Source organism: Nostoc sp. FACHB-110, assembly GCF_014697425.1.
Taxonomy (GTDB): Bacteria; Cyanobacteriota; Cyanobacteriia; order Cyanobacteriales; family Nostocaceae; genus Nostoc_B.
In genome coordinates this window covers 298,025-323,277 of record NZ_JACJRU010000003.1, presented here as the reverse complement: position 1 = coordinate 323,277, position 25,253 = coordinate 298,025, and the positions used below count along the sequence as shown (strand labels likewise).

General features: G+C 39.7%; 18 protein-coding genes. 8 read left to right on the top strand and 10 right to left on the bottom strand.

The features are described 5' to 3' along the window. Window positions 1-58: 58 nt before the first annotated feature. Window positions 59-766 (top strand): GTP cyclohydrolase I FolE, encoded by a 708-nt coding sequence (gene folE, locus H6G69_RS05555; RefSeq protein WP_190682825.1) that lies wholly within the window; start codon window positions 59-61, stop codon window positions 764-766. A 60-nt stretch (window positions 767-826) separates the two neighbouring features. Here folE and H6G69_RS05550 read toward each other — a convergent pair whose 3' ends face one another. Next, window positions 827-1,453 (bottom strand): phosphoribosylanthranilate isomerase, encoded by a 627-nt coding sequence (locus tag H6G69_RS05550; RefSeq protein WP_190682821.1) that lies wholly within the window; start codon window positions 1,451-1,453, stop codon window positions 827-829. A 106-nt stretch (window positions 1,454-1,559) separates the two neighbouring features. On the opposite strand from H6G69_RS05550, the gene psaK reads away from it, so the two are divergent. Together psaK and H6G69_RS05540 are read left to right on the top strand one after the other, a co-directional pair. Continuing rightward, on the top strand, window positions 1,560-1,811 hold the full coding sequence (gene psaK, locus H6G69_RS05545; RefSeq protein WP_190682818.1) for a photosystem I reaction center subunit PsaK: 252 nt from the start codon (window positions 1,560-1,562) through the stop codon (window positions 1,809-1,811). Window positions 1,812-2,293: 482 nt separating this feature from the next. Beyond that, the gene (locus H6G69_RS05540) at window positions 2,294-3,490 is read left to right on the top strand and encodes a site-2 protease family protein (RefSeq protein ID WP_190682816.1); all 1,197 of its coding nucleotides are present in this window, start codon (window positions 2,294-2,296) and stop codon (window positions 3,488-3,490) included. A 277-nt stretch (window positions 3,491-3,767) separates the two neighbouring features. Here the strand turns inward: H6G69_RS05540 and H6G69_RS05535 are convergent, their stop codons facing one another. The 3 genes from H6G69_RS05535 to H6G69_RS05525 all read right to left on the bottom strand — a co-directional run bounded on the left by H6G69_RS05535 (window position 3,768) and on the right by H6G69_RS05525 (window position 5,805). Continuing rightward, window positions 3,768-4,490 carry a hypothetical protein gene (locus tag H6G69_RS05535; RefSeq protein WP_206757636.1) on the bottom strand — a complete coding sequence of 241 codons (723 nt, stop codon included), beginning with the start codon at window positions 4,488-4,490 and terminating at the stop codon, window positions 3,768-3,770. Window positions 4,491-4,596: 106 nt separating this feature from the next. Beyond that, window positions 4,597-5,319, bottom strand: coding sequence for a lipoate--protein ligase family protein (locus H6G69_RS05530; protein WP_190682811.1), 723 nt, complete (start codon window positions 5,317-5,319; stop codon window positions 4,597-4,599). A gap of 6 nt (window positions 5,320-5,325) precedes the next feature. Beyond that, window positions 5,326-5,805, bottom strand: coding sequence for a YbjN domain-containing protein (locus tag H6G69_RS05525; RefSeq protein WP_190682808.1), 480 nt, complete (start codon window positions 5,803-5,805; stop codon window positions 5,326-5,328). A gap of 201 nt (window positions 5,806-6,006) precedes the next feature. On the opposite strand from H6G69_RS05525, the gene H6G69_RS05520 reads away from it, so the two are divergent. Next, complete coding sequence (locus tag H6G69_RS05520; RefSeq protein WP_190682804.1) at window positions 6,007-7,062, top strand: aromatic ring-hydroxylating dioxygenase subunit alpha; 1,056 nt, start codon at window positions 6,007-6,009, stop codon at window positions 7,060-7,062. Between the two features lie 438 nt (window positions 7,063-7,500). Here H6G69_RS05520 and H6G69_RS05515 read toward each other — a convergent pair whose 3' ends face one another. Continuing rightward, window positions 7,501-8,124, bottom strand: coding sequence for a DUF4082 domain-containing protein (locus tag H6G69_RS05515; RefSeq protein WP_190682801.1), 624 nt, complete (start codon window positions 8,122-8,124; stop codon window positions 7,501-7,503). A gap of 392 nt (window positions 8,125-8,516) precedes the next feature. On the opposite strand from H6G69_RS05515, the gene H6G69_RS05510 reads away from it, so the two are divergent. Beyond that, window positions 8,517-9,641, top strand: a complete 1,125-nt coding sequence (locus H6G69_RS05510; RefSeq protein ID WP_190682798.1) for a serine/threonine-protein kinase — start codon at window positions 8,517-8,519, stop codon at window positions 9,639-9,641. A 156-nt stretch (window positions 9,642-9,797) separates the two neighbouring features. Here the strand turns inward: H6G69_RS05510 and gndA are convergent, their stop codons facing one another. After that, the gene (gene gndA / locus H6G69_RS05505; RefSeq protein WP_190682795.1) at window positions 9,798-11,228 is read right to left on the bottom strand and encodes an NADP-dependent phosphogluconate dehydrogenase; all 1,431 of its coding nucleotides are present in this window, start codon (window positions 11,226-11,228) and stop codon (window positions 9,798-9,800) included. Between the two features lie 313 nt (window positions 11,229-11,541). Between gndA and H6G69_RS05500 the strand changes: the two genes are divergently transcribed. Then, window positions 11,542-12,252 (top strand): Ycf66 family protein, encoded by a 711-nt coding sequence (locus H6G69_RS05500; protein WP_190682792.1) that lies wholly within the window; start codon window positions 11,542-11,544, stop codon window positions 12,250-12,252. Window positions 12,253-12,436: 184 nt separating this feature from the next. Here H6G69_RS05500 and H6G69_RS05495 read toward each other — a convergent pair whose 3' ends face one another. Beyond that, the gene (locus H6G69_RS05495; protein ID WP_190682789.1) at window positions 12,437-15,268 is read right to left on the bottom strand and encodes a tetratricopeptide repeat protein; all 2,832 of its coding nucleotides are present in this window, start codon (window positions 15,266-15,268) and stop codon (window positions 12,437-12,439) included. 246 nt (window positions 15,269-15,514) lie between these two features. Here H6G69_RS05495 and ileS point away from each other — a divergent pair, with 246 nt between their 5' ends. Both ileS and H6G69_RS05485 read left to right on the top strand, forming a co-directional pair. Beyond that, window positions 15,515-18,397 carry an isoleucine--tRNA ligase gene (gene ileS / locus H6G69_RS05490; RefSeq protein WP_190682786.1) on the top strand — a complete coding sequence of 961 codons (2,883 nt, stop codon included), beginning with the start codon at window positions 15,515-15,517 and terminating at the stop codon, window positions 18,395-18,397. A 77-nt stretch (window positions 18,398-18,474) separates the two neighbouring features. Next, window positions 18,475-19,080 (top strand): Uma2 family endonuclease, encoded by a 606-nt coding sequence (locus tag H6G69_RS05485; protein WP_190682976.1) that lies wholly within the window; start codon window positions 18,475-18,477, stop codon window positions 19,078-19,080. Window positions 19,081-19,285: 205 nt separating this feature from the next. Here the strand turns inward: H6G69_RS05485 and H6G69_RS05480 are convergent, their stop codons facing one another. From H6G69_RS05480 to H6G69_RS05470, 3 genes are all read right to left on the bottom strand, one after another. After that, a complete protein-coding gene (locus H6G69_RS05480) occupies window positions 19,286-20,170 on the bottom strand; it encodes a ParA family protein (protein ID WP_190682783.1) in 885 nt (294 codons plus the stop codon). A 368-nt stretch (window positions 20,171-20,538) separates the two neighbouring features. Beyond that, window positions 20,539-23,106, bottom strand: coding sequence for a DNA translocase FtsK (locus H6G69_RS05475; protein WP_190682780.1), 2,568 nt, complete (start codon window positions 23,104-23,106; stop codon window positions 20,539-20,541). 23 nt (window positions 23,107-23,129) lie between these two features. After that, window positions 23,130-25,253: a P-loop NTPase fold protein gene (locus H6G69_RS05470; RefSeq protein ID WP_190682776.1), complete on the bottom strand. Its 2,124-nt coding sequence runs from the start codon at window positions 25,251-25,253 to the stop codon at window positions 23,130-23,132.

Genomic DNA, 25,253 nt, shown 5'->3' with positions numbered 1-25,253 from the left:
ATGGACAAATAACCATTGACTCATAACAAACATCCAAATTCTTACTCAAAGTTACATCATGACTATTGCTAGTTCTAACGGTTCCAATCGTTCTCAATCTCCTCTGATTCAGGACTTGGCAGATGCCATTAATACCAGACCCGATCGCAACACCCACGACGGACGACAACCTAATTTGCAACCGCCTTCTGAGGAACATCTGGAGCAAATGATGGATGCCGTTAGAACCATAATAGTGGGCGTAGGCGAAGACCCAGACCGCGAAGGACTATTAAAAACTCCTAAGCGCGTTGCTGAAGCTATGCGGTTTCTTACCAGTGGCTACAACCAATCCTTAGAAGAACTGCTCAATGGCGCCATTTTCGATGAAGGTCATAACGAGATGGTATTAGTTCGAGATATTACCTTTTTTAGCCTCTGCGAACACCACATGCTGCCTTTTATGGGTAGAGCGCACGTTGCTTACATTCCTAACCAAAAAGTTGTGGGCTTAAGCAAGTTAGCCCGGATTGTGGAAATGTATTCTCGCAGAATGCAAGTGCAAGAAAGACTGACTCGCCAAATCGCCGAAGCAATTCAGACAATTTTAGAACCTCAAGGTGTGGCAGTCGTGATGGAAGCGACTCATATGTGCATGGTGATGCGTGGTGTGCAAAAACCTGGTTCTTGGACTGTCACCAGTGCTATGCTAGGTGTCTTCCAAGATGAACAAAAAACCCGCGAAGAATTCTTGAACTTGATTCGCCACCAACCGTCATTCTTTTAGAAGTGTGAGGTATGAAGTGTGAAGTATGAAAAATTAAATCTCATACTTCATGCTTCTCCTTTAGGCTTTCAACCTGTCAAATAGTAGTGCTACTTTATTTAAATCCTTATCTCCGGGTTTAATTTCTACGCCACTAGATAAATCTATGCCGCCAGGGTTGACTTGGCTTAAAGCTTGGAGAATGTTGTCTGGTGTTAAGCCTCCAGCTAAAAACCACGGACGACTGGGGTGAAATTGTTCTAACATTTTCCAATCTAAAGTTTGACCTGTGCCGCCTAACTGCTGGGGGTGATAGGCATCTAGCAACAAAGTATCTACGTGTTGGCTGTAAGTAGATGCTTGGGTCAAATGTTCAATGTTGCGGATTCTTAGAGCTTTGAGAATTTCAACATGAGGTATTTGTTGGCGTAATTGGTGACAAAAATCAGTAGATTCGTCTCCGTGTAACTGCACACCAGTTAAACCCGAATCATGTACAACTTGGCTAATCTGTTCAATGGGAGCGTTGGCAAACACACCAATTTTGTCAATGTTATCTGGTAATTCTGTCACGGCTGCATGAATTTGGGATGCAGTGACATAACGAGGCGAGCCTGGTACACAGATAAATCCTATCGCCGTTGCGCCTAAAGAAGCGATCGCTTTAGCCTGCTGTGGTTGAGTGACGCCGCAAATTTTGACCCGCATATAATTTTCAAGAGCGAATTTTTGCTAATAATTTTTGGTTGCTTACTCAGTAATTCTATAATTTTGGAGGTTTGATGAATTTTGTCATTTAGGAGACAAAACCTCGATGTTATCAAATTTACTGGCAGCCGTTGACACTGTTCCCGCCACCCCTGCGTGGACTCCTACAGTCGGAATCATCATTAGCATCAGCAGCATAGTCATTCTTTTGCTATCTACCCGAATTGAAAAACCGCAAGTAGGGGCAAAATTGCCAGTCCTACCCGTAAGTGTTCCTACATTTATTGCGGCTATGGCTTTTGGTCATATCATCGGTATCGGGATCGTTTTAGGGTTGACTAATATTGGTCGCCTGTAAATTGGAAATGACAGAGAAGTAAAATTCTCTGTAACTTCCCATCTCTAAAAGCTGATTCTCGTTCTTTCTCCGGCAACATGACAGGCAATATTAGTTCAGTATAATTTTTGTTGCTGCTGTTAACTCAAGACAGATGACATCAAAATTTATGACTGATAAATTAATTAATTGCTTCTTGCTGGAGAAAGAAAGACAATTTGAGAATTACTTTTTTGGATAAAATTGCCCCTAAAGCGAAGCTCATCAACAATTGAAAGCTTTGAAGAAAAAAGTTTAAATATTATTTCTAATTTTTGTCACTACCCAGAGAAATTAGCATTCCAGAGGCTTAATTGTCTATTCTGGAAGTAGGAGCCTATTAAAAAACAATCTTCAATTAGGTGATTCTTATTGGAGGGTGCGATTAATTGGAGATTTTTAGTTTCAAAAAATACATAAATTTAGAATTAACTGCTGAAAATATCTAGTTTTAGGACAATGTAATGCAAACAAATTGGAAAATTGGGACTTTATTCGGCATCCCGTTATTTTTAGACCCGTTGTGGTTTGTAATTTTGGGGCTAGCAACCTTGAATTTTGGTGTAGCTTACCAAGAATGGGGGGCGACTATAGCCTGGAGTGCGGGAATAGTCATGGCGCTACTGCTATTTGCTTCTGTACTGTTACACGAATTAGGTCATAGTTTAGCAGCGCGATCGCAAGGCATTAAAGTTAATTCTATTACCCTGTTTTTATTTGGGGGAATTGCCGCCATTGAAGAAGAGTCTAAAACTCCTGGTAAAGCATTTCAAGTAGCGATCGCCGGGCCTTTGGTAAGTGTTGGGCTATTTTTCTTATTGCGACTGGTAGCAATTGCTATCCCTGATAGTAATCCTCTCAGTATCATGGTGGGAGACTTAGCCAGAATTAACTTAGTCGTAGCCTTATTTAACTTAATTCCTGGCTTGCCCTTAGATGGTGGTCAAGTGTTAAAAGCAGCACTATGGAAAGTGACAGGCGATCGCTTTCAAGCGGTACACTGGGCAGCAAAGGCAGGACAAATTTTAGGATATGCGGCGATCGCATCTGGATTTGCGGTAGACTTCTTTACAAGAGAATTGGTACTCGGTTTATGGATTGCGCTGATAGGTTGGTTTGCCATTCGTAACGCTAATTCCTACGACCGCGTAACCACCTTACAAGAATCCTTACTGAAAATTGTCGCTAGTGATGCGATGACTCGTGACTTTCGGGTAGTTGATGCTGACCAAACTTTACGCACCTTCGCCGACTCATATTTATTAGACACGGCTGCGCCACAAGTTTATTTTGCTGCTTCTGACGGTCGTTACCGTGGTATGGTTGCCATTGACGATTTACGCTTAGTCGAAAGAAGCGAATGGGAAACTCGCACTCTCCAAAGTATCGTCCATCCCTTGACAGAAATACCAACTGTTACCGAATCAACTTCTATCGCTGAAGTCATCAACAAATTAGACAATGAACAGTTACCACGCATCACCGTGCTTTCTCCTGCTGGTGCTGTAGCGGGTGTAATTGACCGGGGGGATATTGTCAGTGCAGTTGCACAAAAGTTAAGTATTCCATTCACCGATGTTGAGATTAAGCGCGTCAAAGAAGAGGGGAGTTATCCGCCAGGTTTGCAGTTGGGTGTAATTGCCAAGTCTACTGTTAATTAAATTTTTAACCGCCGATGCACACGGATGAATAGACCTCTTGCATAAATCTTTTTTTGTCTCGCGCAAAGGCAAGGCAGCGCGTTGGGCGGGTTTCCCGACTTGAAGCGACTGCCGCGCAAAGACGCAAAGAAAAGCTCGCAAATATTGACTTGTGCAAAAACTAGAGTTGATGATTCGTGAGTGTTGGCGGTTATTGTTTGAAATGAATCACAAAGGACACAAAGAGTGCAAAGAAATAAGAATTTGAGAGGATTGTTTTACTAAGATGTAGTGAAATTTAAGTTTTATGAGACAGCGTTTTTTTAATCATTATGAGGGCTTGTTCATAAGTAGGATCATTATCTTCCTGATGGCTGTCATAGTGAGATTCAAAATCATCTTCTCCTGTACAACAAAGATAATTTGTACCTACAACCCAACACGGGCTAATTCCTAGAGCTTTTGCCAAGCTTTCATGGCGTTTCATCGAGTCAAAATTTAATGAGACAGGCTGCCGAAGAATTTTTTCTATATCAAGCACAGCATATTCTTTCCCAAATGCACTACATAGTTTTATGCTGTCTCCGCCTTGAGTTTCACCCTCTGTCTGCTTACCCATTGATTGTCCTGGTTGCCATTGTTTATCGCACCAAGTTATATACTCATCTAACATTTGACCATTACAAGAAAGGTGATACCAAAGATTCAGGCTGTCTATTACAAAAACAGCTAATACTGAACAACTAAATTGTCTAGATAGATGAGATGACAAACAAACCATTGCAGCTTGTTGACCATTTAAATACTTTCGCAGTATAGATTTTAAATTTGATTCTGTTTGTATAATTTTGGGGAGGTTATGTGGATAACCTGTTGAAGCTATATCATATAAAACTGTATATCCATTAATGGTTGGGGAAATGTAAGCATCTAAATTAATGTGAGACAAGTAAGCGAGTAACTCATCTTGTGAAACTCCCCATAAACTAATGTTTGAATATCGAGTTCCCATAATAATCAAGCAATTTAATTTAAATTGTTAGCTATATCCATACTCTTGCATTCTTCTTTGCGCCTCTGCGCCTCTGCGTGAAACAAAAAATCCTCCGCGCACCTCCGCGTTAACCTCAGCGTACCTCTGCGTTTATCTCCCCCCACTCCAACTCTGATAAAGGCTGCACCTCAACCTCTATCGCAAAACAATCTCTCGCCGCACCAACCAAAGCCGTCATAATCTCCTCTAAACTCAAAGAAAACTGCACATCACTCAACGACTCTCCACCAAATACCTTCGCAAACAATTCCATATCAGGTTGCAAACGCATAGAACCATGCTGCAAAATTACATCACCCCGCCGCATCTGTGCGCTACCAATAAATTTCGCGCCATTGGGTAAAATTAAATCTGCACCTGTCGCCGTACCAAAACAGTTAGGGTTATGAATATAGCCTCGCCCATCTGTACCATAGCTTAATTCCACACCGAGCGATCGCCATCCTTCAATCAAAAATTCACAAATCTTGGCATATACTTCCAAACGATTCCCACTCAATCCTGATGTAATCACAGAGTATGTTAAATCGCCTTGATGTAGTACCGCCCTTCCACCAGTAGGACGGCGAACTATATCGAGTTTTTCACCTTGCCAAGTCAAATTCTGCCATGCTTCGGGATATTGCCGTTGATGATAACCAAGAGAAATAGCAGCTGGCGACCAAGTATAAAAGCGCAGAGTGGCAGGTTGTTTTCCTGAATGGTGCTGTTCTAATAACCATTTATCAATTGCCATCTGCACGTTACCAGATGCTTTTAGTAAAGGAATCAGTCGCCAAACTTGCTTGCGAGACATTAATACTTACACTGCACTAAACTCAGATTGTAAAGCTTCATCGTTGTTGTCGGCGAGTGTTGCCACAATTGTAATTAACCGCGAAACTTCACCAGGTGATAACTCAGCTAGTGTGCGTGTGGAGATGACTACAACTTTGTCTTCAATTATCCCAAAACGCGCTTCCAAGGTGCTAGAGCAGTTCATTTCCAACAGTTTTCGCATTAATTTGGTTTCGTCTTTGACAGGTAATTTCAAGACTACAGCCCAAACCGTAATTGTATCTTCATCGGTTTTTCCGGTAAGTCGGACGAACACTTCCACGCTACCGTAGTTAAACTTCCATAGATAACCACCGTCTTGAGTATGGCTAACCATTGCGCTGTCATCTTGTTCTAAAGAGTCGATGACGTTTTCAATGATTTCTACGTGATTGATAGTTGCTGTCTCCTCAATTAAATTCTTGATGAATTCGTCGTTAGTTAATGCTTCTTGGTAGCTTGCCATACAGATTTTTGACCCAATAAGTTTACTCGTTTATCTACACATACTTTATAGCTTGTACACAAAATTAGTTTTAGCTCCCTGGGTGATATTGTCAGGAGCGTAAACTTCGGAAAAATTACTTGTAATATATTTTTACTGCACCTGTTCTGCTCAAAGGGTGTAGCACACAGAAAGACTCAGCTAATAAGGATGCCTGTTACTATGTCATCTCTCTCTCAAGCGGTGCAAACTGGTGATGTTCGCCAATTGGGGATTAATCCTCATCACTGGTATGTAGTTGCACGTAGCCACGAAGTTACAAATAAACCTTTGGGAGTAACATTATGGCATCAGGCGATCGCCCTTTATCGTGATAGTATAGGCAAGGTTCACGCTTTAGAAGACCGTTGCCCCCATCGCCAAGTTAAACTGAGTCACGGACAAGTTCTCGGTGATGAATTGGAATGTGCTTATCACGGTTGGCGTTTCAATTCCTCAGGAGAGTGTGCAACGGTTCCTTATTTAGCCGCAAATCAGAAACTACCAAATTGTCAAATTCGCCGTTATCCAGTTAAAGAACAAGACGGTTTTATTTGGTTATTTCCTAGTGATAGAGAACCATCTGTAGAACCGTTAGGTTTACCAGAGTGGAATCATTTAAATTATATTGCTTCAGTTGCAGTTATTAACTGTCAAGCTCATTATTCTTATTTAATTGAAAACTTGATGGATATGTATCATGGACATTTACATCAAGATTTACAAGCTTGGGCAGAAGCTTCATTACAAGATATTGATGAAAATGATCACCGTGTAGATGCTCATTACATAGCGCAAAGTTATTATAAAATAGACAAAATTTGGTCTATATCACAATTATTTTTTCCCGCCTTGCGATGCTTACATCCTGAACCGTTAGATGTAAGTTATATTTATCCCCACTGGATGTCTACACTAGGTAAAGACTTTAAGATTTACTGTTTATTTTGTCCTATCAATGAAACACAAACCAAAGCTTACTTAGTTCATTTCACATCATTAAATGCCTTTTGGCGATTGCATAAATTACCAATTTGGTTTCGGCGGTTTGTTAAAGATAGTTTATTCAACGCTGCAAAAAAGTTACTTGATGGCTTGGTAGTTCAAGATGTGCAAATGATTGAAGAAGAGCAACAAGCATATTTGCAAAATACCCAAAGGCGCAATTATGAATTAAATCGAGCATTAACAAGTGTGCAGCACTTAATAAAAAAACAGGCAGCAAATAATTGCAGTTAAGGAGGCAGGAGTTAATCCTCATAAATAAATTTAGGGGATTTGACAAGGACGCAATATTTCTTGTGCTTCGCATCTGGAAATATATTTTTATCCTGGGCATAAATAATGGTGCTTAAACCCTTTTGGCAGAGGGCAAAAATATATTTTCTTTCTCCAGCCTCCAGCATAGCTGCCTTTCTTCGGTGACAAAGTGAACAACTAAATCGAAAATATCAATCTAATTTTTAATTAAATTTATATTGCCTATACATAAACAATTACCCGGAGAATGTTAAAAAGCATCACAAATATTAGTTACATCTGACTGAAGTAACAAACACAAAAATTGTGATGCTTGGTTTTGTACGGTTGTTAATCTCTAAAGTATGTGTATCTCTGTAGGAGAATAAAGTAAATTTCGCTTTTACTCAATAGTTGCCAATTTGCAAACAAGCACAATTATTGAGCTACTACTGTCTGTAATATGACATCAACCCAGTAGTTAGTATTATTGTAACTATTATTAGGGAAAACACCACCAGATTGAGTGTATACATACACTCCATTAGGATTATCAACCGTGGGGCTTAACGCACTTAGTGGGCCGTTATCTATACCTTTAAAATCTAAATCTGCGGAATACTGCCCTGTACTGGCAAAATAAGAAGCAATGTATGTTTCTCCCGCAACCACGGAAACTGGCGGATAAATTTGAACTGTTTGCCAACCAGGAGTGGGCCCTTGTCCTTCTATAGCTACTCCTGAACCTAGTAACCTACCATCTTCACTCCATACATGAGCTTGATAGCCAGAGGGGATAGGAACTTGTCTGTAAAAGCGAACGGCGACAATTTTACCGCTTTCTCTTGTTGTAAACTTCACGCCTACTTCTACTGGTCTGGTCTCGCTATCCGGGACATTACTCATAGGTTTAGCAGAAGTACACCAAAGCGAATGATTTTCTGTGACTGTTTGTGCGGAAATTGGTAGTAATGAAAAAGATACTGTTGCTAATCCTGTTAGCAACACTGTACTACTAAGATGTTTTAAATGGGTTAGATGCTGCCCTTTGATGTATGGCATTGTAAATTTCCTTATGATAACTGTACTAAACTTAGGTATTTGTACCAGAGTATTTTAAAGTTAGCAATATCGATCTGTAAGATTTTATCAAAAGAAAATAATTACCCGGATTATTTATTAAACTTATAGTAAAACAAATATTAAATTTTTATTATTGTTATTCTCATAACTCAGGGATCACGAGAAAATATTACTCCCAAATAATTGATAATATTTATTACTTTCACAAGCTTTGATTTCAGGCTAATTCATAGCGATCGCTTTTCGTGACTCAATCTCCCATCAAAATGAAGTTTTTACCTGAAACTAGATAGTTAGCTAAATGTGACCACTGTTGGCTAGTACAGGGCAAAATAAAAACAGTTAGAGCGACGTAAAACGCCATCCTGTCAATGAGCTACTGCCTTAACCCCCGCTGTCCCAAGCCAGAAAATCCCCACGATGTTAAGTTTTGCCAAACTTGTGGTTCTAAGTTACTGCTTAAAGAACGCTACCGTGCTATCAAACCGATAGGACAAGGTGGTTTTGGCAGAACTTTTTTAGCAGTTGACGAAGATAAACCGTCAAAACCAAGCTGTGTCATCAAGCAATTTTATCCCCAAGCTCAAGGTACAAATACTGTACAAAAAGCTGTGGAGTTATTTAACCAAGAAGCTGTGCAGTTAGATGAATTGGGTAAACATCCTCAAATTCCTGAACTGCTGGCATATTTTACTCAAGATGATAGGCAGTATCTAGTACAAGAATTTATTAATGGGCAGAATTTAGCGCAGGAATTGGCACAACACGGAGCTTTTAGTGAAACTCAGATTTATCAACTGTTGCATGATTTATTGCCAGTACTGCAATTTTGTCATATGAGACAAGTAATTCATCGTGATATTAAGCCAGAGAATATTATTTTACGTGAGCATGATCGCAAACTAGTTTTAGTAGATTTTGGGGCAGCTAAATCTGCAGTGGGTACAGCGTTAAATCGAACTGGTACTAGTATTGGTAGCCCTGAATATGTCGCCCCAGAACAAATCAGAGGTAGGGCGTTATTTGCTAGTGATATTTATAGTTTAGGGGCTACTTGTATTAACTTATTAACTGGGCGATCGCCATTTGATTCTTATGATACCAATCATGGCACTTGGGTATGGCAGCAATACCTAAAAACTCCCATCAGCAATCATTTAACTCGCATTCTCAATAAAATGCTAGAAAGCATTCCAGCCAAACGCTATCAAACAGTCGATGAACTTCTGCAAGATTTAAATCAACAAACACCAAAAGTTAATACTCCTACTCCAGCCTCACCTACTTTACCGCCTACAGTTGTGAATCAAACACCTAGTCAAATTGATTTAGAACTAGAAGAATTAAAAACACAATTGACAGTGGCTAAAAATCAACCTCAACCAAATAAAGTGCAGCCAGTAAATTCAAATACTCAGCCTGCTAGTAAAAGTGAAATAGATAAAGAGTTAGAAGAATTAAAAGCTAAATATTTGGGGAATAATCAAAATCCATAAGTAAGCTTGTCGGCATCATTGGTCAAATTAGTTTTATTTTTTAAATTATTGGTTCTCAATCAGAAAGTGACCCTGAAATTCAGAGTCACTTTCTCAGGTAAAAAGCGTAGCAATTTAAACTTTCACAATATACTCATAAATTAGAGGAGCGAAAGTTTATTTTGTAGCCTCTTCGATGGGAACCCACTCAGTATGGAAAGCACCTGGTTTGTCGAGGCGTAGATAGGTGTGTGCGCCGAAGTAGTCGCGTTGTGCTTGAGTAAGGTTTTGAGGCAGGCGATCGCGGCGATAGCTGTCAAAATAATCTAAAGAAGCACTAAACGCGGGTACTGGAATACCTAATTGTGCAGCTGTTACAATTACTTCCCGCCAAGCTGTTTGTCTGTCAAGAATTGTTTGCTTAAATTCGGGAGCTAATAACAAGTTGGGCAATGCAGGATTTTCGTTAAATGCCTTCTTAATCTTATTCAAGAAGCCAGCGCGAATAATACAGCCACCTTTCCAAATGCGAGCCAATTCACTCAGATTCAAATTCCAATTAAAGGTTTTGGAAGCTGTAGATAGCAACGCCATCCCTTGAGCGTAAGAACAAATCTTAGAGCAGTACAGAGCATCACGTACTTTGTTGATAAACTCTTTGCTGTTGCCGCTATACTTGCCACTGGGGCCTGTCAGCTGCTTAGATGCTGCTACCCGCTCATCTTTAATCGAAGAGATAATCCGAGCATTTACAGCTGCGGTAATTGTAGGAATAGAAACACCCAATTCCAAAGCAGTTTGTACAGTCCAACGACCAGTACCCTTTTGACCTGCTGCGTCCACAATTAAGTCTACTAAAGGTAGGCTGGTGTCGGGGTCAATGTAGGGGAAGATATTTGCTGTAATCTCAATCAAAAATGAATTGAGTTCATCAGTGGTGTTCCATTCAGCAAATACTTCGTGAAGCTGATTGTGGTCAAGTCCACCGGCATTTTTCAGCAAATCGTAGGCTTCAGCAATTAACTGCATATCGCCATACTCGATACCGTTGTGTACCATCTTCACGTAGTGACCTGAACCACCAGGGCCAACGTAAGTTACACAAGGGCCATCATCGACTTGGGCAGCAATTTTGTTGAAAATTGGTGAGAGATATTCATAAGAACTTTGTGTACCACCAGGCATGAGTGAAGGGCCGTTTAATGCACCTTCTTCACCACCACTCACACCCATACCAAGAAAGCGCAAACCTAATGGTTCTAATTCTTCAGTACGTCTTTGAGTATCTTCAAACCAAGAGTTGCCACCGTCGATGATGATATCGCCTTCATCTAGTAAGGGTTTTAGCTGTTGAATTACCGCATCCACGGGTTTACCAGCTTGTACCATCACTAGAATCTTGCGGGGACGTTCCAATGAGGCCACAAATTCTTCTAAAGTAAAGGCGGCTTTGACGTTCCGTCCAGGCGCGCGGTTTGCCATAAAGGCATCGGTTTTTTCGCGGGAGCGGTTGTATACTGCAATTGGAAAGCCATTACGTTCTACGTTCAGAGCGATATTCTCGCCCATAACGGCTAATCCAATCACACCAAAGCTTTGTAGTGTCATAACTTATTGGCTAACTCTTGCAGTTTCTTTCTCATCTTTAAGGGTAATCCGAGATTTTCTCTTCTCCCCTAAAGAAGACATTAAGAGTTGCTTGAACTCACAAAAGCTCAGAACTAACATCACATATAACAAATTTTAAATTGTATCTAAATCAACAATTTCCGTGCAAAATTTGCAAAATTGGAATATTGAGTTAAAGAGGCTAGGGATGCAGGAGGCTGAAGAATGGAGGCTAAAATTTCATACTTCATACTTCATACTTCACACTTCAGACTTTTCTAGCCTCTAGTGAACAATTAAGGAGTAACCAAAAATGCTGGCATACATCCTAGCTTTGGTAGTTGGTTTTGGTAGTTTGGGTCTATACATATCAGCTTTCTTTTTCCCTGAAATCCACCGTAAGAATGATTTTATTTGGAGTGGTATTGGCCTGTTTTATGCTTTAGTATTATGGGTTTTTGCACCTCGGATTTGGGGAGGTTTATTACTAGGCCATGTGGCTAGTGTGGCACTTTTAGTCTGGTTTGGTTGGCAAACTTTATCACTGCGGCGACAAGTCACCCCACAACTACAACAAACTCCCGTACCTAGTTCTGAAGAAGTGACAGCATCGCTTCAGCAACAAGTAAATAAGCTATCTCTGCAAGAACGCTTAGGTAAATTGCAACAAGGTTTAGGTAGCGTTTTTAGTGGAGCCAAGAATAAAGCACAAAAGCCTGTGATTAAAAGGACTCCTGATGCAGCAAATGAAAAACCTGCTGTGGAAATTATCGATAAAACCACTGCTATACCTGAAGCACCTTTGACTGAGGAAGCAACACCCACTACAGACACCGAAGCAACAACCGAAACTGTTCCAGAAGTAATTCCACCCCATCCCCCATCCCCGGAATTGGTGGAAGCAGCACAAGCACACCCAGAACCAGAAGACAAAGAACCCGTCGCTGTAGAAGAAATTGCGCCTGATGCTGTGCTTGCTCCCCCTGCCGAAGCACCACCAGAACAAACACCACCGAATAGTTAGGCTAGTTAAATAGAGTGAAACCCAGCTTGAATTTCATATCATGTTGGGTTTTGCTTGTATCAAAGTGGCGATCGCACAAATTAAACTAGCTACTAAATAAACGAGGGAGATAGGAGTCTTATTGAGTCAACAAAATTAAACACTGCTAAAAATTAGTGTATTTTAAGCAGTGCAACCCGCTAATTTAAGCTTGTAGTAATGCCTGAAATCGTGCATCTTCCCGAATACTGTCAAAATCAGGGTTTCTTTTTGCTTCTCTACGACATCGGGAAGAGTTGATATTTATTGCTTTTTGTAGGTTTTCAATTGCTAACTCAATATTTCCTTGCAAAGCATAACAGCAAGCTTTGCCATAATAGCCACTCTCATCATCTGGTTTTAGTTGTAGTGCTTTTTCACAACTAGCCATTGCTTCTTGGTAGCGTCCTGCGCGAGCTAGTATGATACCTTGATTAGTCCACAATAAAGGCTCCTCTAGTAGAATTTTTTTGGCTTCATTTATATTAGCCAGTGCTTCTTCATAACGTCCTAAAAAACTCAGGGTTAAACTCTTAGAATTCAAGTAAGTTGGCTCATTAGGTGTAATATTTAAGGCTTTATTATAACTAGATAATGCTTCATCATAACGTTTTAAATCATTTAATAAATCACCTTGATAGAACCATGCCTCAGAGTAGTTATCCTTCCTTTCTAAGGCTCTATCGTAGCTAGCTAATGCTTCATTATAACGTTCTAAATTAATTAGTGCATAGCCTCGATCAAGCCATGCCCTGAAGAAGTCATCCTTAATTGCTAAACCTTTATCGTAGCTAGCTAATGCTTCATTATAACGTTCTAAATTAATTAGTGCATAGCCTCGATTAAACCATGCTTCAGGGAAGTCATCTTTAATCACCAAAGCTCTATCACAGCTAATTATTGCATCTTCATAACGCTTTAAACTTATCAACAAAGCACCCCGATTACTCCAAGTTTCGGAGAAGTCATCTTGAATTGCCAAGGCTTTTTCCTGGATAGCCAAAGCCTCTTCGTATTCTCCTAATTTATACAGATGATCACTGATATCTAAAAACAGACGACTGCTGAATTCAGGATGAGTATTAGTATAAATAAATTCAGCTTGTTCAATAGCTTGAAGTAGCAAATCCTTTCGCTGATTAGGGTGGCTCCTTAACGCTGTATATACAAGCCCAGCATATTTACCTAGACCATCTTTTAAAAAGTCAACTTGAGTGAAACAAGGCCTTATTGCTGCTTCTATCTCTTCTTTGGAAGGGCCTGTTCCATCTTGATAGTCAATATCATATTTAGCTGGCTCATTTGCTAACATTACCCAACTAAATAGAAATCCCAATTTTATGCTTTTCAAAAACTTCTCAGTTGAATCAGGTAACAGGCGATAATTTTCTACTGCTAATTCTGTAACAACTGCTGCAAAAGGAATCATGACTACTTCAAATTGCTTCATATAGCGAGAAGCAAATAAATGGTAAATGAATTCACGTTGGCCTTCATCCCTTCTTGCAAAAAGTGCATGATAAATAAATTCAGCAGTGCATTGCCGCCAGTCAGCATTTTCGTATTTTTGTGGCTCAGGGCTATCTGATGTAACTTCTTGGTTTGCCCTTTGCTCAAAATATTTAGCTAGTAGTTCATGTGTTTCTCGGAATCGGGTTTTATCATCCTGGCAAAACGAAAGGCGAAAAATATCACGGGCTACGTCATCAAGTCGGTAGCGACCTTGAACAAATTCAACAAAGTCACATTTTGTTAGCCAATCAAAACAGTTGCTAGTTGCACAAGCACCAGTTTCAAAATCTATTCCTTTCTTTTGCATTAAATACTCAATTAATGAGCGGTCAAACCCACGACAACAGGCGGCTAATTGAACTATCTGTTTTTGGTGTGTACTCAATCCTTGCAATAGCAGATTAGTGATGGCTTGGTTGCCACGCGAAAAATCAATATCTCTATTTGTTTCCTTTTCGCGTTTAATCCAGTTGAGATAATAAGGTAAACCTTTAGTCGCGTTATATATTTTTTGAATTTCACCAGATTTGGTAATGCCTATATGTTGAAGATATTCTTTAGTTTGTTCTTTACTAAATTCATCTAGCCTTTGTTCATATATCAAATCCCGATCCTGCTGTAACTTTCGCCAACTTTCTTTTTCAAGTAAAGAACGTCTTCCAGCTACAACAATGCGAACAGGATTAGATTTTAAAGTTGTATCTTCTAATAAATATTGCCACAGCCAAGTATCAATATCTGAAGGTGCTTTTTCATAAGTATCTAAAATTAACACAATTGATGGCTTATGCTTGTGAGCTTTCTGGATTAAACCTTGAGCAAAGGCATGAGTTAACTTTGGTATTGGTTCAAGCATTAACTCCTGAAGCTCTTTGTTGTTCTTCGTTGCTGGATGCTTTTGCAATAGTTCTTGCATACGCTCTTTGCTGGATTTTATTGCTTGTGGTGTATCTGATAACATTCCTCCAGCCTTGACCACAGCATCCAGACCTAAACTTAACGCTGTTGCAGGATCTCCTAAATGGGCTGCACCTGTTGCTAGTAACATTCCTGTTCCCAGTTCAAGCCAATCTTTAACCGTGTTTTGTTGTTCTGTATCAACTGATTTGCCTTGAACTGGTTCAGTTTTTAACTTATAAAAAGTTTCTTCATATTGCTCATAAACTGATGTAAAGGGGTCGGGTTTAGACAAAATATCTGTTCGTAAAAGTCCTGTACGCTTTGGTAATTGCTCATAAAGCTTTACCATTAACTTCAGTGGCGTTTCGATACCCGGTGTAAGACCAAATGACACTTCTGCAAAGTCAGCTTGCGGTTCGTGCATCTCTTTGAGTTTCTTTGTCAGGGTTGTTTTACCAACTCCTCCAAACCCATAAATCTGAAATAGTAGTGGGTTAGACTCTGGAGATTCCAGTGCTTTTGTAAATTTAGCGAGAAAGTCTTGAGCTTGCTTACGCGATATGTAGTAAGGTACGGGAGATGTCATCTGGCAACGAAAATATTTAAGTAAGATGTATAGATTTTAGCCACTACAATATTTAAAAGCATATAGCTGAAGTTAATCTAATAATTTAATTTCTTCGATATTGAATTCCAACTTTTCAAATTTGTCATATTTTAAAGTGCTATTAATTACCGAAACCTGCACAGGTGAGCAAAAGAGTTAATTTTAGACTTCCTGCCATCTTCTATAATTGATAAAACCTGCACATATATTCTTAGGCATGAAGCTGTGACGGAAACTGGAAGTTACAAAGACACTGTAAATCTACCTAAAACTAATTTTGAAATGCGGGCTAACGCCATCAAGCGTGAACCGGAAATTCAGAAGTTTTGGGCAGAAAATCAAATTTTTGAACGCCTATCACAAGAAAATCCAGGCGAATTATTTATACTGCACGATGGCCCTCCCTACGCAAATGGCTCTCTGCATATTGGTCATGCCTTAAATAAAATTCTTAAAGATATTATTAATCGCTACCAGTTGTTACAAGGGCGTAAGGTTCGTTATGTGCCTGGTTGGGACTGCCACGGCTTACCAATTGAACTGAAGGTTTTGCAAAATCTCAAGTCGGCAGAACGTCAGAGTTTAACGCCTTTGCAATTGCGGCAAAAAGCTAAGGAATTTGCTTTAGCAACAGTAGATGACCAACGTAAAAGTTTCAAACGCTACGGTGTTTGGGGTGACTGGGATAACCCATATCTGACGCTGAAGCCGGAATATGAGGCGGCGCAAATTGGGGTGTTTGGTCAGATGTATTTGAAAGGTTACATCTACCGGGGTTTGAAGCCGGTTCACTGGAGTCCTAGTTCTCAGACGGCTTTGGCTGAGGCGGAGTTGGAATATCCAGAAGGGCATACTTCGCGGAGTATTTATGCGGCGTTCCCTGTGACGGGTTTGGCTGAGGCGGTTAAGTCGGTTTTGGGTGAGTATTTGCCTGATTTGGGCGTGGCTGTGTGGACTACTACGCCTTGGACAATTCCGGGGAATTTGGCGGTGGCGGTTAATGGGGATTTGAATTATGCTTTGGTGGAAGTTTCGCGCAAAGGCGCAGAGACGCAGAGTCAATTCAAGTATTTGATTGTGGCGGCGGATTTGGTGGAACGGTTGGCGGCGACTATCTCGGCTGAGTTGACGGTGAAGGCTACTTTTAAGGGTAAGGAGTTAGAACATACTACTTACCGTCATCCTTTATATGACCGAGAAAGTCCGGTTATAGTTGGCGGTGATTACATTACTACTGAGTCGGGTACTGGGTTAGTACATACTGCCCCTGGTCACGGTCAAGAAGACTACATTGTTGGTCAGCGTTACGGTTTGCCAATTCTTGCACCAGTTGATGATCATGGCAACTTTACCGAGGAAGCGGGACAGTTTGCAGGGTTGAATGTATTGGGTGACGGAAATCAGGCGGTGATTGATGCTTTGACGGCGGCGGGTTCGCTGTTGAAGGAGGAAGCTTACGCCCATAAGTATCCTTATGACTGGCGGACGAAGAAACCAACGATTTTCCGGGCGACGGAACAGTGGTTTGCTTCAGTGGAAGGATTTAGAGAAGATGCATTAAAGGCGATCGCATCTGTAAAATGGATACCAGCCCAAGGTGAAAATCGCATCACGCCAATGGTGGCGGAACGTTCTGACTGGTGTATTTCTCGTCAGCGTGCTTGGGGTGTGCCAATTCCCGTATTCTACGATGAGGAAACTGGCGAACCACTCCTGAATGAGGAAACTATCAACCATGTTCAAGCTATCATCGCCGAAAAAGGTTCTGATGCTTGGTGGGAATTGTCGGTAGAAGAATTATTACCGGGAGCTTATCGTAACAACGGCAAGTCTTACCGCAGAGGTACAGACACAATGGATGTATGGTTTGATTCTGGTTCGTCTTGGGCGGCTGTGGCCAAGCAACGTCCAGAGTTACGCTACCCGGCTGATATGTATTTAGAAGGTTCTGACCAACATCGCGGTTGGTTCCAGTCGAGTTTGCTGACTAGTGTAGCGGTAAATGGCACTGCACCTTACAAAACTGTGTTAACTCACGGCTTTGCTTTGGATGAACAAGGTCGGAAAATGAGTAAATCAGAAGGAAATGTGGTTGACCCCTATGCCATCATTGAAGGCGGGAAAAATCAAAAATCAGACCCGGCGTATGGTGCAGATGTATTGAGATTGTGGGTATCTTCAGTAGACTACTCTGGTGATGTCCGCATTGGGAAAAACATCATCAAGCAACTGAACGATGTGCGCGGAAAGATTCGCAATACGGCGCGGTTCTTGTTAGGTAGCTTGCATGATTTTGACCCAGAAAAAGATGCAGTACCCTTTGAGGAATTACCAGACTTAGATAAATATATGCTGCACCGCATTCGTGAGGTGTTCCAGGAAGTAACAGAAGCGTTTGAAAGTTTCCAATTCTTCCGGTTCTTCCAAACGGTGCAGAATTTCTGTGTCGTGGATTTATCTAACTTCTATTTAGATATCGCCAAGGATCGATTGTACATCAGTGCGCCCCACTCTTTCCGCCGTCGCAGTTGTCAGACAGTGATACACATCGCTTTAGAAAATTTAGCACGAGCGATCGCACCTGTTCTCTGCCATACTGCGGAAGATATCTGGCAATTTCTCCCCTACAAAACACCTTACAAATCAGTGTTTGAAGCTGGTTGGGTGCAGTTAGAAGATAAGTGGCATAATCCCAAATTGGCGGAGTTTTGGCAACAACTCCGCCAAATCCGTACTGATGTCAACAAGGTATTAGAGCAAGCGAGGGTAGAAAAGTTAATCGGTTCTTCTCTAGAGTCAAAAATATTGCTCTATGTCAAAGATGACAAATTACGGTCTTCTGTAAATACCCTGAATTCTGGAGTTGGTAACGGTATCGATGAACTCCGTTATTTATTCCTTTCCTCACAGGTGGAAATGCTAGATGCTGCTGACAAACTGCAAGATGTGAAATACAACTCGCAGTCTGATAACTGGGGAATTGGGGTAGTGAATGCCGATGGCGAAAAATGCGATCGCTGTTGGAACTACTCAACCCATGTGGGAGAATCACAAGAGCATCCTTTATTGTGTGAAAGGTGCATCCCTGCCTTAGTTGGTGAGTTTTAAAACAGGTTTAACATGAATGTAGAGACGTTTGATCAAACGTTTCTACATTTATTTAGGAATTTATATTTTCCAAGATGATGAACACCCAATCACCTGTAACCACAGACTTCTTAGGAATGGTGCTGAAAATGCAACCAAACATCATCGTAAGTGACGAGCAACTTTTTGATTTCTGTCAAGTAAACCGTGATTTTCGTATTGAACGTAATCACCAGGGAGAATTATTGATTATGCCCCCCACAGGCTCAGAAACAGATGAACGCAATTTTAATTTAATTGTCCAGTTAGGTATTTGGACAAAGCAAGATGGTACAGGTGTAGGTTTTGGTTCTAGCGGTGGTTTTACCTTACCTAACGGTGCAGTGCGTTCTCCTGATGCAGCCTGGATAAAAAAAGCCAGATGGGAAACAATAACTCTAGAACAAAGAAAGAGGTTTGCACCTATTTGTCCTGAATTTGTAGTGGAATTGCGTTCAGAGACAGATAATTTGAAGACATTACAAGAAAAAATGGCAGAATATATAGCTAATGGTACAGAATTAGGTTGGTTAATCGATAGAAAACAACAAAAAGTATTTATTTATCGTCCTGAAAAAGCTGTAGAGGAATTAGATCATCCTTCGACATTAAGCGGTGAAAATCTATTACCAGGATTTGTTTTAGATTTAAGTCAAATTTGGTAAGCGGATAATATTATAAATAAAATTGCTAAAGCCTTTATCCATTATTTTAATGCCTGCAAATAAATAACTTCTCATTGCATAATAGTTTAACTGTCAGCGTTGATTGAATCTGCGGGAACTACTCAATCTATATGGGAGAATCACCAGAGCATCCATTATTTTGCAAAAGTAGAGACGTTATATATAACGTCTCTAAAAAGAATTATTACAACTTCTGCAACAACTCTTGAGTTAACTGCAAAAATGCTTTAGAACCAGCAGATTGAGGTGCATTCAATACAGCCGGACTAAAACTATCAACGGCTTTCGCCACATTAATATCAACTGGGATTTGTGCCTTACAAATTTGTTCTACACCAAAATCTTCCACAACTCGGTGCATAACTTGTTTGTAATATCTGCCAGTCAGCAAATTAGTATTGCACATACTAAAGACAATTCCCAGCATTTTGATATTTATTTTCGCTTCTTGTTCGTGACTATCTTTTAACTGGCCGATGCGTCTTTCTAAAAGTTGAATTCCTACGACAGATAAAGGTTCTGGCTTGGCGGGGAGGATGTAAAAATCACTAGCAGCTAAAGCACTGCGAGTCAGCAAATTATAACCAGGAGCGCAATCTAACAGAATAAAATCATATTTATCGCGCACAGGTTTTAAAATGTTATTTATCAAGACTCGCTCAAAGCGATTCCACACAGTTTCAAAGTTTTGTTCACCAAAAGCAACTGTTTGTTTGTGCAGCATTTCTGACACCACAAACTCATCATATAAATCGATATCACCTGGTAATAAATTCAGTTCGCTAAGTCCACAAATTTGGGGTTGGATAATATCGTTAATTGTTACCTTGCTATTGGGATCTGGATTGATAACATCGTCGATTAAGTATCTAAATGTCAGCCTTTGTTTGCGAAGCTTGGCAAAGTCTAAAGGCGACATCAGACTCAGCGTGGCACTAATTTGAGTATCTAAATCTAATACCAATACCTTTTTACCGTAATTTTTCGCCAAACAAGTAGCTAAGTTGACGGTGAGAGTGGTTTTGCCTACACCGCCTTTCATATTTGCAGTAGCAATTACATATCCCATTGGTTAATTCCTCTGACGACGCATTCCCATCTAGGTAGCGTACACCCATCCTGAACAGCTAAAACTTTCGTTAAATTTAATATTTGTGGGAAATCAAAAATTAAAACTTTCAAATTATAGCAGTACCTATTTAATCACATCTTGCACCTAGCCCCAGCGAATGGAATTCGCGGCTATACAAACGTAGACGCGCAAGCGGCTTCCCGCAGGGTAGTCCGCCTATCGCGCTTGCGCTGCGCTTGGCGCACCACGCGGACTGACGAGAAATCAAGGGTTGGGAACCCGCGCAGGTGGTCACTGAGCTTGTCGAAGTGCGGGTTTTGCCTGTGTAGCCGCGACTTCAGTCGCAGGCGTGCAAGATATTTTACCTAAACTGAGGGTAATTGAACGTTTGTAGCCAATAAGCTTTGTAAACGATGCTGTTGAGAACCTACTTGGTAAAGTAAATCACCTTTCCCTAATAAGTAAGCAGAAGAGGTTTCGGTTCCTCCTAAGACAATTTTTGAGTCTGCTTCACTGGCTGTGCGTAAAGCCACACGTCCTGGTAAATTGGCGCGGATAATGGGTGTCACTACCTTAGCTTCTGGACGTTGGGTAGCAATGATTAAATGAATACCTGCGGCGCGTGCCATTGCTCCTAAACGTTTGATACTCTGTTCTAGTACGGTGCGAATTTCTTTTTCTGCCATAAAGTCTGCATATTCATCAAATATACAGACAATGCGAGGTAAAGACTTGGAAGAACGCTGGTTATAAGTGCTTAAATCAGCACATCCCGCTTTTTCAAACTGCTGATAGCGAGACTCCATCTCTGTTACTAATTCTTCCATAAGTCCGACAGCGCGATCGCTATCTTTGACGACTGGTGAATATAACCAAGCCATCCGTTCAAACTCTGGAAACGTAACGCGCTTGGGGTCAACCAAAGCAATTTTGAGATGTTGCGGTGCATAACGATATAGTAAGCTGAGGAGGAGCGATCGCAAAAATTCACTCTTACCGCTACCAGTTGTCCCACCAACTAAAAAGTGACAAGCATTCGGATCTGATAAATCAGCCTCTACTAATTCCCCTTCTATATTTACCCCAATGGCAATTTTTACAGGTGCAATTGCAGGTAAAAATTTTGCTTGAATATACTTTTCCAAATGGGCAATTTGCCTATCTGGACGGGGTAAATCAATACTGACATATCCCGCTTGCGGTGCAATTAAAGGTGCATTTGCTAACCCTAATTGCACTTGCAAATCATCCGATAACTTCAGTAAAGCATTCACTTTCACACCCAAATGAGGTTTCAATTTAACCCTGATAAAAGCAGGCCCAACAGCAGCACCTTGATAATCAACACCCACACCAAAAGATTGCAAAGTATTAATTAAAGTTTCCCCTATCTCATCAGCATTTGCTGTTTCTTGACTATCTTCTACATCTTCCTCCCCCCTTTTTAAGGGGGGCTGGGGGGGATAAAATTCTACAACACCAAAAAAAGTTTGACACTTTTGCTGTTGCGGACAAATTTTGCATAAATGCGGCTGGGTTGTTGACGGTGGTGGATTTGGAAGAGGGGATTCCCAAGTCAACCATTGCTGCATTTGTAGTAATTTATGAGGAATTAATTGATGTACTGTATTTTCTAACTGTTCCCAAGAATAACGATACTCTTTAAACTCAGGTAAGACACAATAAACCGCAGAATCAACCGGAACTTTTTTCTGTTGGTGTAACATATAACTGTAAAGTGCAACCTGAGCTAATTGCGCTGAAGGATCTACAGGTTGATAAGTTTTAAACTCCACCACACACAGGCGATTTATTTCAAAATTAAACACCAGACAGTCAAATTCACCTCTAACTAATTGTTGTGTTTTATCTGGTAGAGTAAATTTATATTCAATATTGCGTTCTTGAGATAAAAAAGTATGACTAATTAATGTCTCTGCATTGCAATGACGACGATTAGTTAACAATAATTCTGCAAAGCGTTTGATGAGTCCTTGTAATCCATTCCAAACCTGTAAAAGCGTCTGTCCTTGTTCGCCATCTTTTTGGATAGCTTTTTGTAAATAAGGAAAAAACTCAATTTGATAAAATAACTGTTGTAGTGCAGTAGTAATTTCTTCTAGATTTAACTGTGATGCAGGTGGTTTAAATAAATTACTAAACTGTGGCTCAACAATAGCTAATTTAACAAACTTATCTGCTAACTGATGAAAAGGATTACCAATACCAATAGCTGTATCTTGTGGTAAAAATATTGCTTTATCACCAAATTGATGATTGAGATAAAACAGCCTTGGACACTCAAAAGCCAATCTAACTTTAGTAACACTTAAAGCAGAATTTTGCGATTTACTTGTTAAATGCTGTGAGCCATTGTTAACCATAACAATATTGGGATGAGATATTTTAATTAGCTGATGATGCACAGCAGCTAGATAAACTGTATCCATTGCAGCATATTCTAACTGCTTTTGGCTGAGAGGGCGTTTTCCCCAATCACTTGATTGTTCTGCTATGTTGACATTAGAAAAATGACAGAGTTCAACGGCTAAAGTTTTCAGTTTTAAATTCGATGTTTGCAGTTTTTGACGTGTAATTTTTCTCGCCATTTGTAAAGTGCAAGTTACATTCTTTGCTAGATGACTTCCTAAATACTTTAAGTCAAATACAGCATTATGAAACACTTTTTCAATTTGCGGGTTAATCATGATTTGATTAATAAAATTAGTCACCAAACCATGATTATTTAGTACATCAAAAATATAGGCAGATGAGCCTGTGCTATCTGTAGGGTCAGCTAATACCTGAATCAGCGATAATTTAGGTTGGGGAGTATACCAATTAGCAATTTCTGTATCTAACCACAATATTTTAGCCGTTGTTAGTTGCGATATTACTTCTTGAATTGTGGCTGGTTCTGTCAGGTAGTGCATTGATGACATTGAATAAACATAAGTTAGGCGACTAAACAAATTAATTGGTCTTGCAACTTCGCTTTTGGGTTAATTATTTTTACTTTCTTCTCTTGACACAAAAGCTCAATTAATAACTGAACATCATTTGCTTTCACGTTAGGAAACTGCTCAACAGAATTTTTTATCAAAGTAGGTACACCCATAAAACTTTGGGTTTTAACTAGATTTACTAAAAAATCTTTAACAGGGCGTAAATCTTCCTTTTTAGAGCTTCCAGTATCTTTAACAGGTTCTTGCTTTGCAACAATTCCTAAATCCTGTAATAAAGTACATTTGTGTAAAATTTTTGATTGTCGAATTAAAGATTGTAATTCTTGTAAGTTTATTGCTCTACGTTGACTCGTCAACACTAATTCCTGAGATAGCGCAGAGTTTACCAAATTTTGATATGTTACTAAGTAGTGAACCGATGTAAGATTAGGTCTTATGTGATGATGGTTGGTATGAGTAAAAATTTGTTGATATATTTGATTCCCTGCTAGTTTTGATGTTCCTACTCCTCCGAGTCTAATTAAATATAGAGTGTGACATAAATTTTGTTGAATAGCTCTTTGGCAAGCATTCATAACATGAAAAAAGTTTGCCATACTTGCATCTTCAGTCCATACTATACCTACTCTCTCTTTTTTACCAGATTCCTGATAACTCAAAGAATAACTAGCATAGTTACCTCTTAAGAGTTTCAGCTTAATTTCCTGAATTTGTAAGGCTATCAATGTTTGTTGCAGCATCGCAATTAGATCAGGTGATGATAACAATGAAATCTTGCTATATTTATCCTGATTTTTCTTATATTCTTTTTGCCACAGCAGTTGAAACTCTGCTTGGACTTGCTCAATATTATCTGGTGGTGGAGGTGGTGGAGAGATTTTTCTTGTACCCTCAGGAGTTGTAACTAAAGGTATAGAAACCGTTCTTGGATCTATTACTTCTGTTTTTGGGTGTGGAGTCTTGATAGGAGGTGGTGTTGGAATTGTTGAAAGCTTATATTTTTGGTACTCATACCGCCCTAAAATCAAGGTGTTTCTTGGTAGAGTCTTACCACCTGGAAAATTTTTCTCTAATAATTCCTTATCTAAAGGAAAAATGGGTGAATCAGGCTTTGGATTAGCTATTTGATGTAGAGAGTTTAGACGATATATCCAAAGTGATTCTGCCTGATTTAAATTTATAGGTTTTAGTATTACTTGCTTATCTACTCTAGCTTTATCTGACTGTAAAATTCGGCAACTCTTTAGTCTCCACTCTGCTTGAACTATGCTGATGATTATGAGAAAATTTCTGAGATTGTCATTATGGATTGTAGTATTAATATTAAAAATTGGCTGAGGATTTGACTCCCAAGTTGCTTGACTCTCAACTTGATCAAAGCACAAAACTATTGGTTGATTATCAGTAGATATTTTACCAAAGTTTGCTAAAACATTCTTTGCTGCATCTTCACTATTAATACAGTGTTTAACTTTTAATATAGCCATTGACTCTTCACTTAAGTCATCGCCTCGTAACCATTCGCAAGCTAAAGGATATAATTCTGGATCAGTTAAGTCATGTAGTATGCCAAAAAATATGTCAGGATTATATATACCTACTTGTTTATATGTTTTCTTGAGTTCCTTAATAAAATTTTGGCGATCGCTGAGTAATAATTCCCATAAACTATTATTAAAAATACGCTTCTTAAGACTCTGCTTAGTAAAAGCGGATAAACTTTTAAGCCATAGTATTAATTGAGACTCTTGTTGCCCTTTCGGTATTTGAATTAAGCTATCAACTGTATAACGTAAAATATGCCGCCAAATATAATCGTTATCAGGCCAAGGGGTTATATAGGCAAAAAAAGCTCTAGAATTAAATTTAAGTTTGAGTCTAGCAAGTAAATAACTTTTACCAGAGCCAGAATCACCTGTAAGTAAAACAGTGCGAGTACGATGATCTTGTTCTACTAAGTCTAATAATTCTTCAATCTCTCTGATTGCTTCTTGATGAATTGACTCAACTACTGATTCTGACTCTTGATTTTCACTCCAAAAATTACCAGATTTTAAGTTTACAAGGTCAAAAGGATTAACCTCGCGTTTAATAATATCGTCAATTGATGTCAT

Coding starts and splice junctions, on each gene's coding strand:
- H6G69_RS05550 (WP_190682821.1), bottom strand. CDS start 1,453: ATGCGGGTCAAAATTTGCGGCGTCACTCAACCACAGCAGGCTAAAGCG.
- H6G69_RS05515 (WP_190682801.1), bottom strand. CDS start 8,124: ATGCCATACATCAAAGGGCAGCATCTAACCCATTTAAAACATCTTAGT.
- H6G69_RS05500 (WP_190682792.1), top strand. CDS start 11,542: ATGCTGGCATACATCCTAGCTTTGGTAGTTGGTTTTGGTAGTTTGGGT.
- H6G69_RS05530 (WP_190682811.1), bottom strand. CDS start 5,319: ATGTCTCGCAAGCAAGTTTGGCGACTGATTCCTTTACTAAAAGCATCT.
- H6G69_RS05520 (WP_190682804.1), top strand. CDS start 6,007: ATGTCATCTCTCTCTCAAGCGGTGCAAACTGGTGATGTTCGCCAATTG.
- folE (WP_190682825.1), top strand. CDS start 59: ATGACTATTGCTAGTTCTAACGGTTCCAATCGTTCTCAATCTCCTCTG.
- H6G69_RS05540 (WP_190682816.1), top strand. CDS start 2,294: ATGCAAACAAATTGGAAAATTGGGACTTTATTCGGCATCCCGTTATTT.
- H6G69_RS05525 (WP_190682808.1), bottom strand. CDS start 5,805: ATGGCAAGCTACCAAGAAGCATTAACTAACGACGAATTCATCAAGAAT.
- H6G69_RS05475 (WP_190682780.1), bottom strand. CDS start 23,106: ATGCACTACCTGACAGAACCAGCCACAATTCAAGAAGTAATATCGCAA.
- H6G69_RS05470 (WP_190682776.1), bottom strand. CDS start 25,253: ATGACATCAATTGACGATATTATTAAACGCGAGGTTAATCCTTTTGAC.
- H6G69_RS05510 (WP_190682798.1), top strand. CDS start 8,517: ATGAGCTACTGCCTTAACCCCCGCTGTCCCAAGCCAGAAAATCCCCAC.
- H6G69_RS05485 (WP_190682976.1), top strand. CDS start 18,475: ATGAACACCCAATCACCTGTAACCACAGACTTCTTAGGAATGGTGCTG.
- psaK (WP_190682818.1), top strand. CDS start 1,560: ATGTTATCAAATTTACTGGCAGCCGTTGACACTGTTCCCGCCACCCCT.
- gndA (WP_190682795.1), bottom strand. CDS start 11,228: ATGACACTACAAAGCTTTGGTGTGATTGGATTAGCCGTTATGGGCGAG.
- H6G69_RS05495 (WP_190682789.1), bottom strand. CDS start 15,268: ATGACATCTCCCGTACCTTACTACATATCGCGTAAGCAAGCTCAAGAC.
- H6G69_RS05480 (WP_190682783.1), bottom strand. CDS start 20,170: ATGGGATATGTAATTGCTACTGCAAATATGAAAGGCGGTGTAGGCAAA.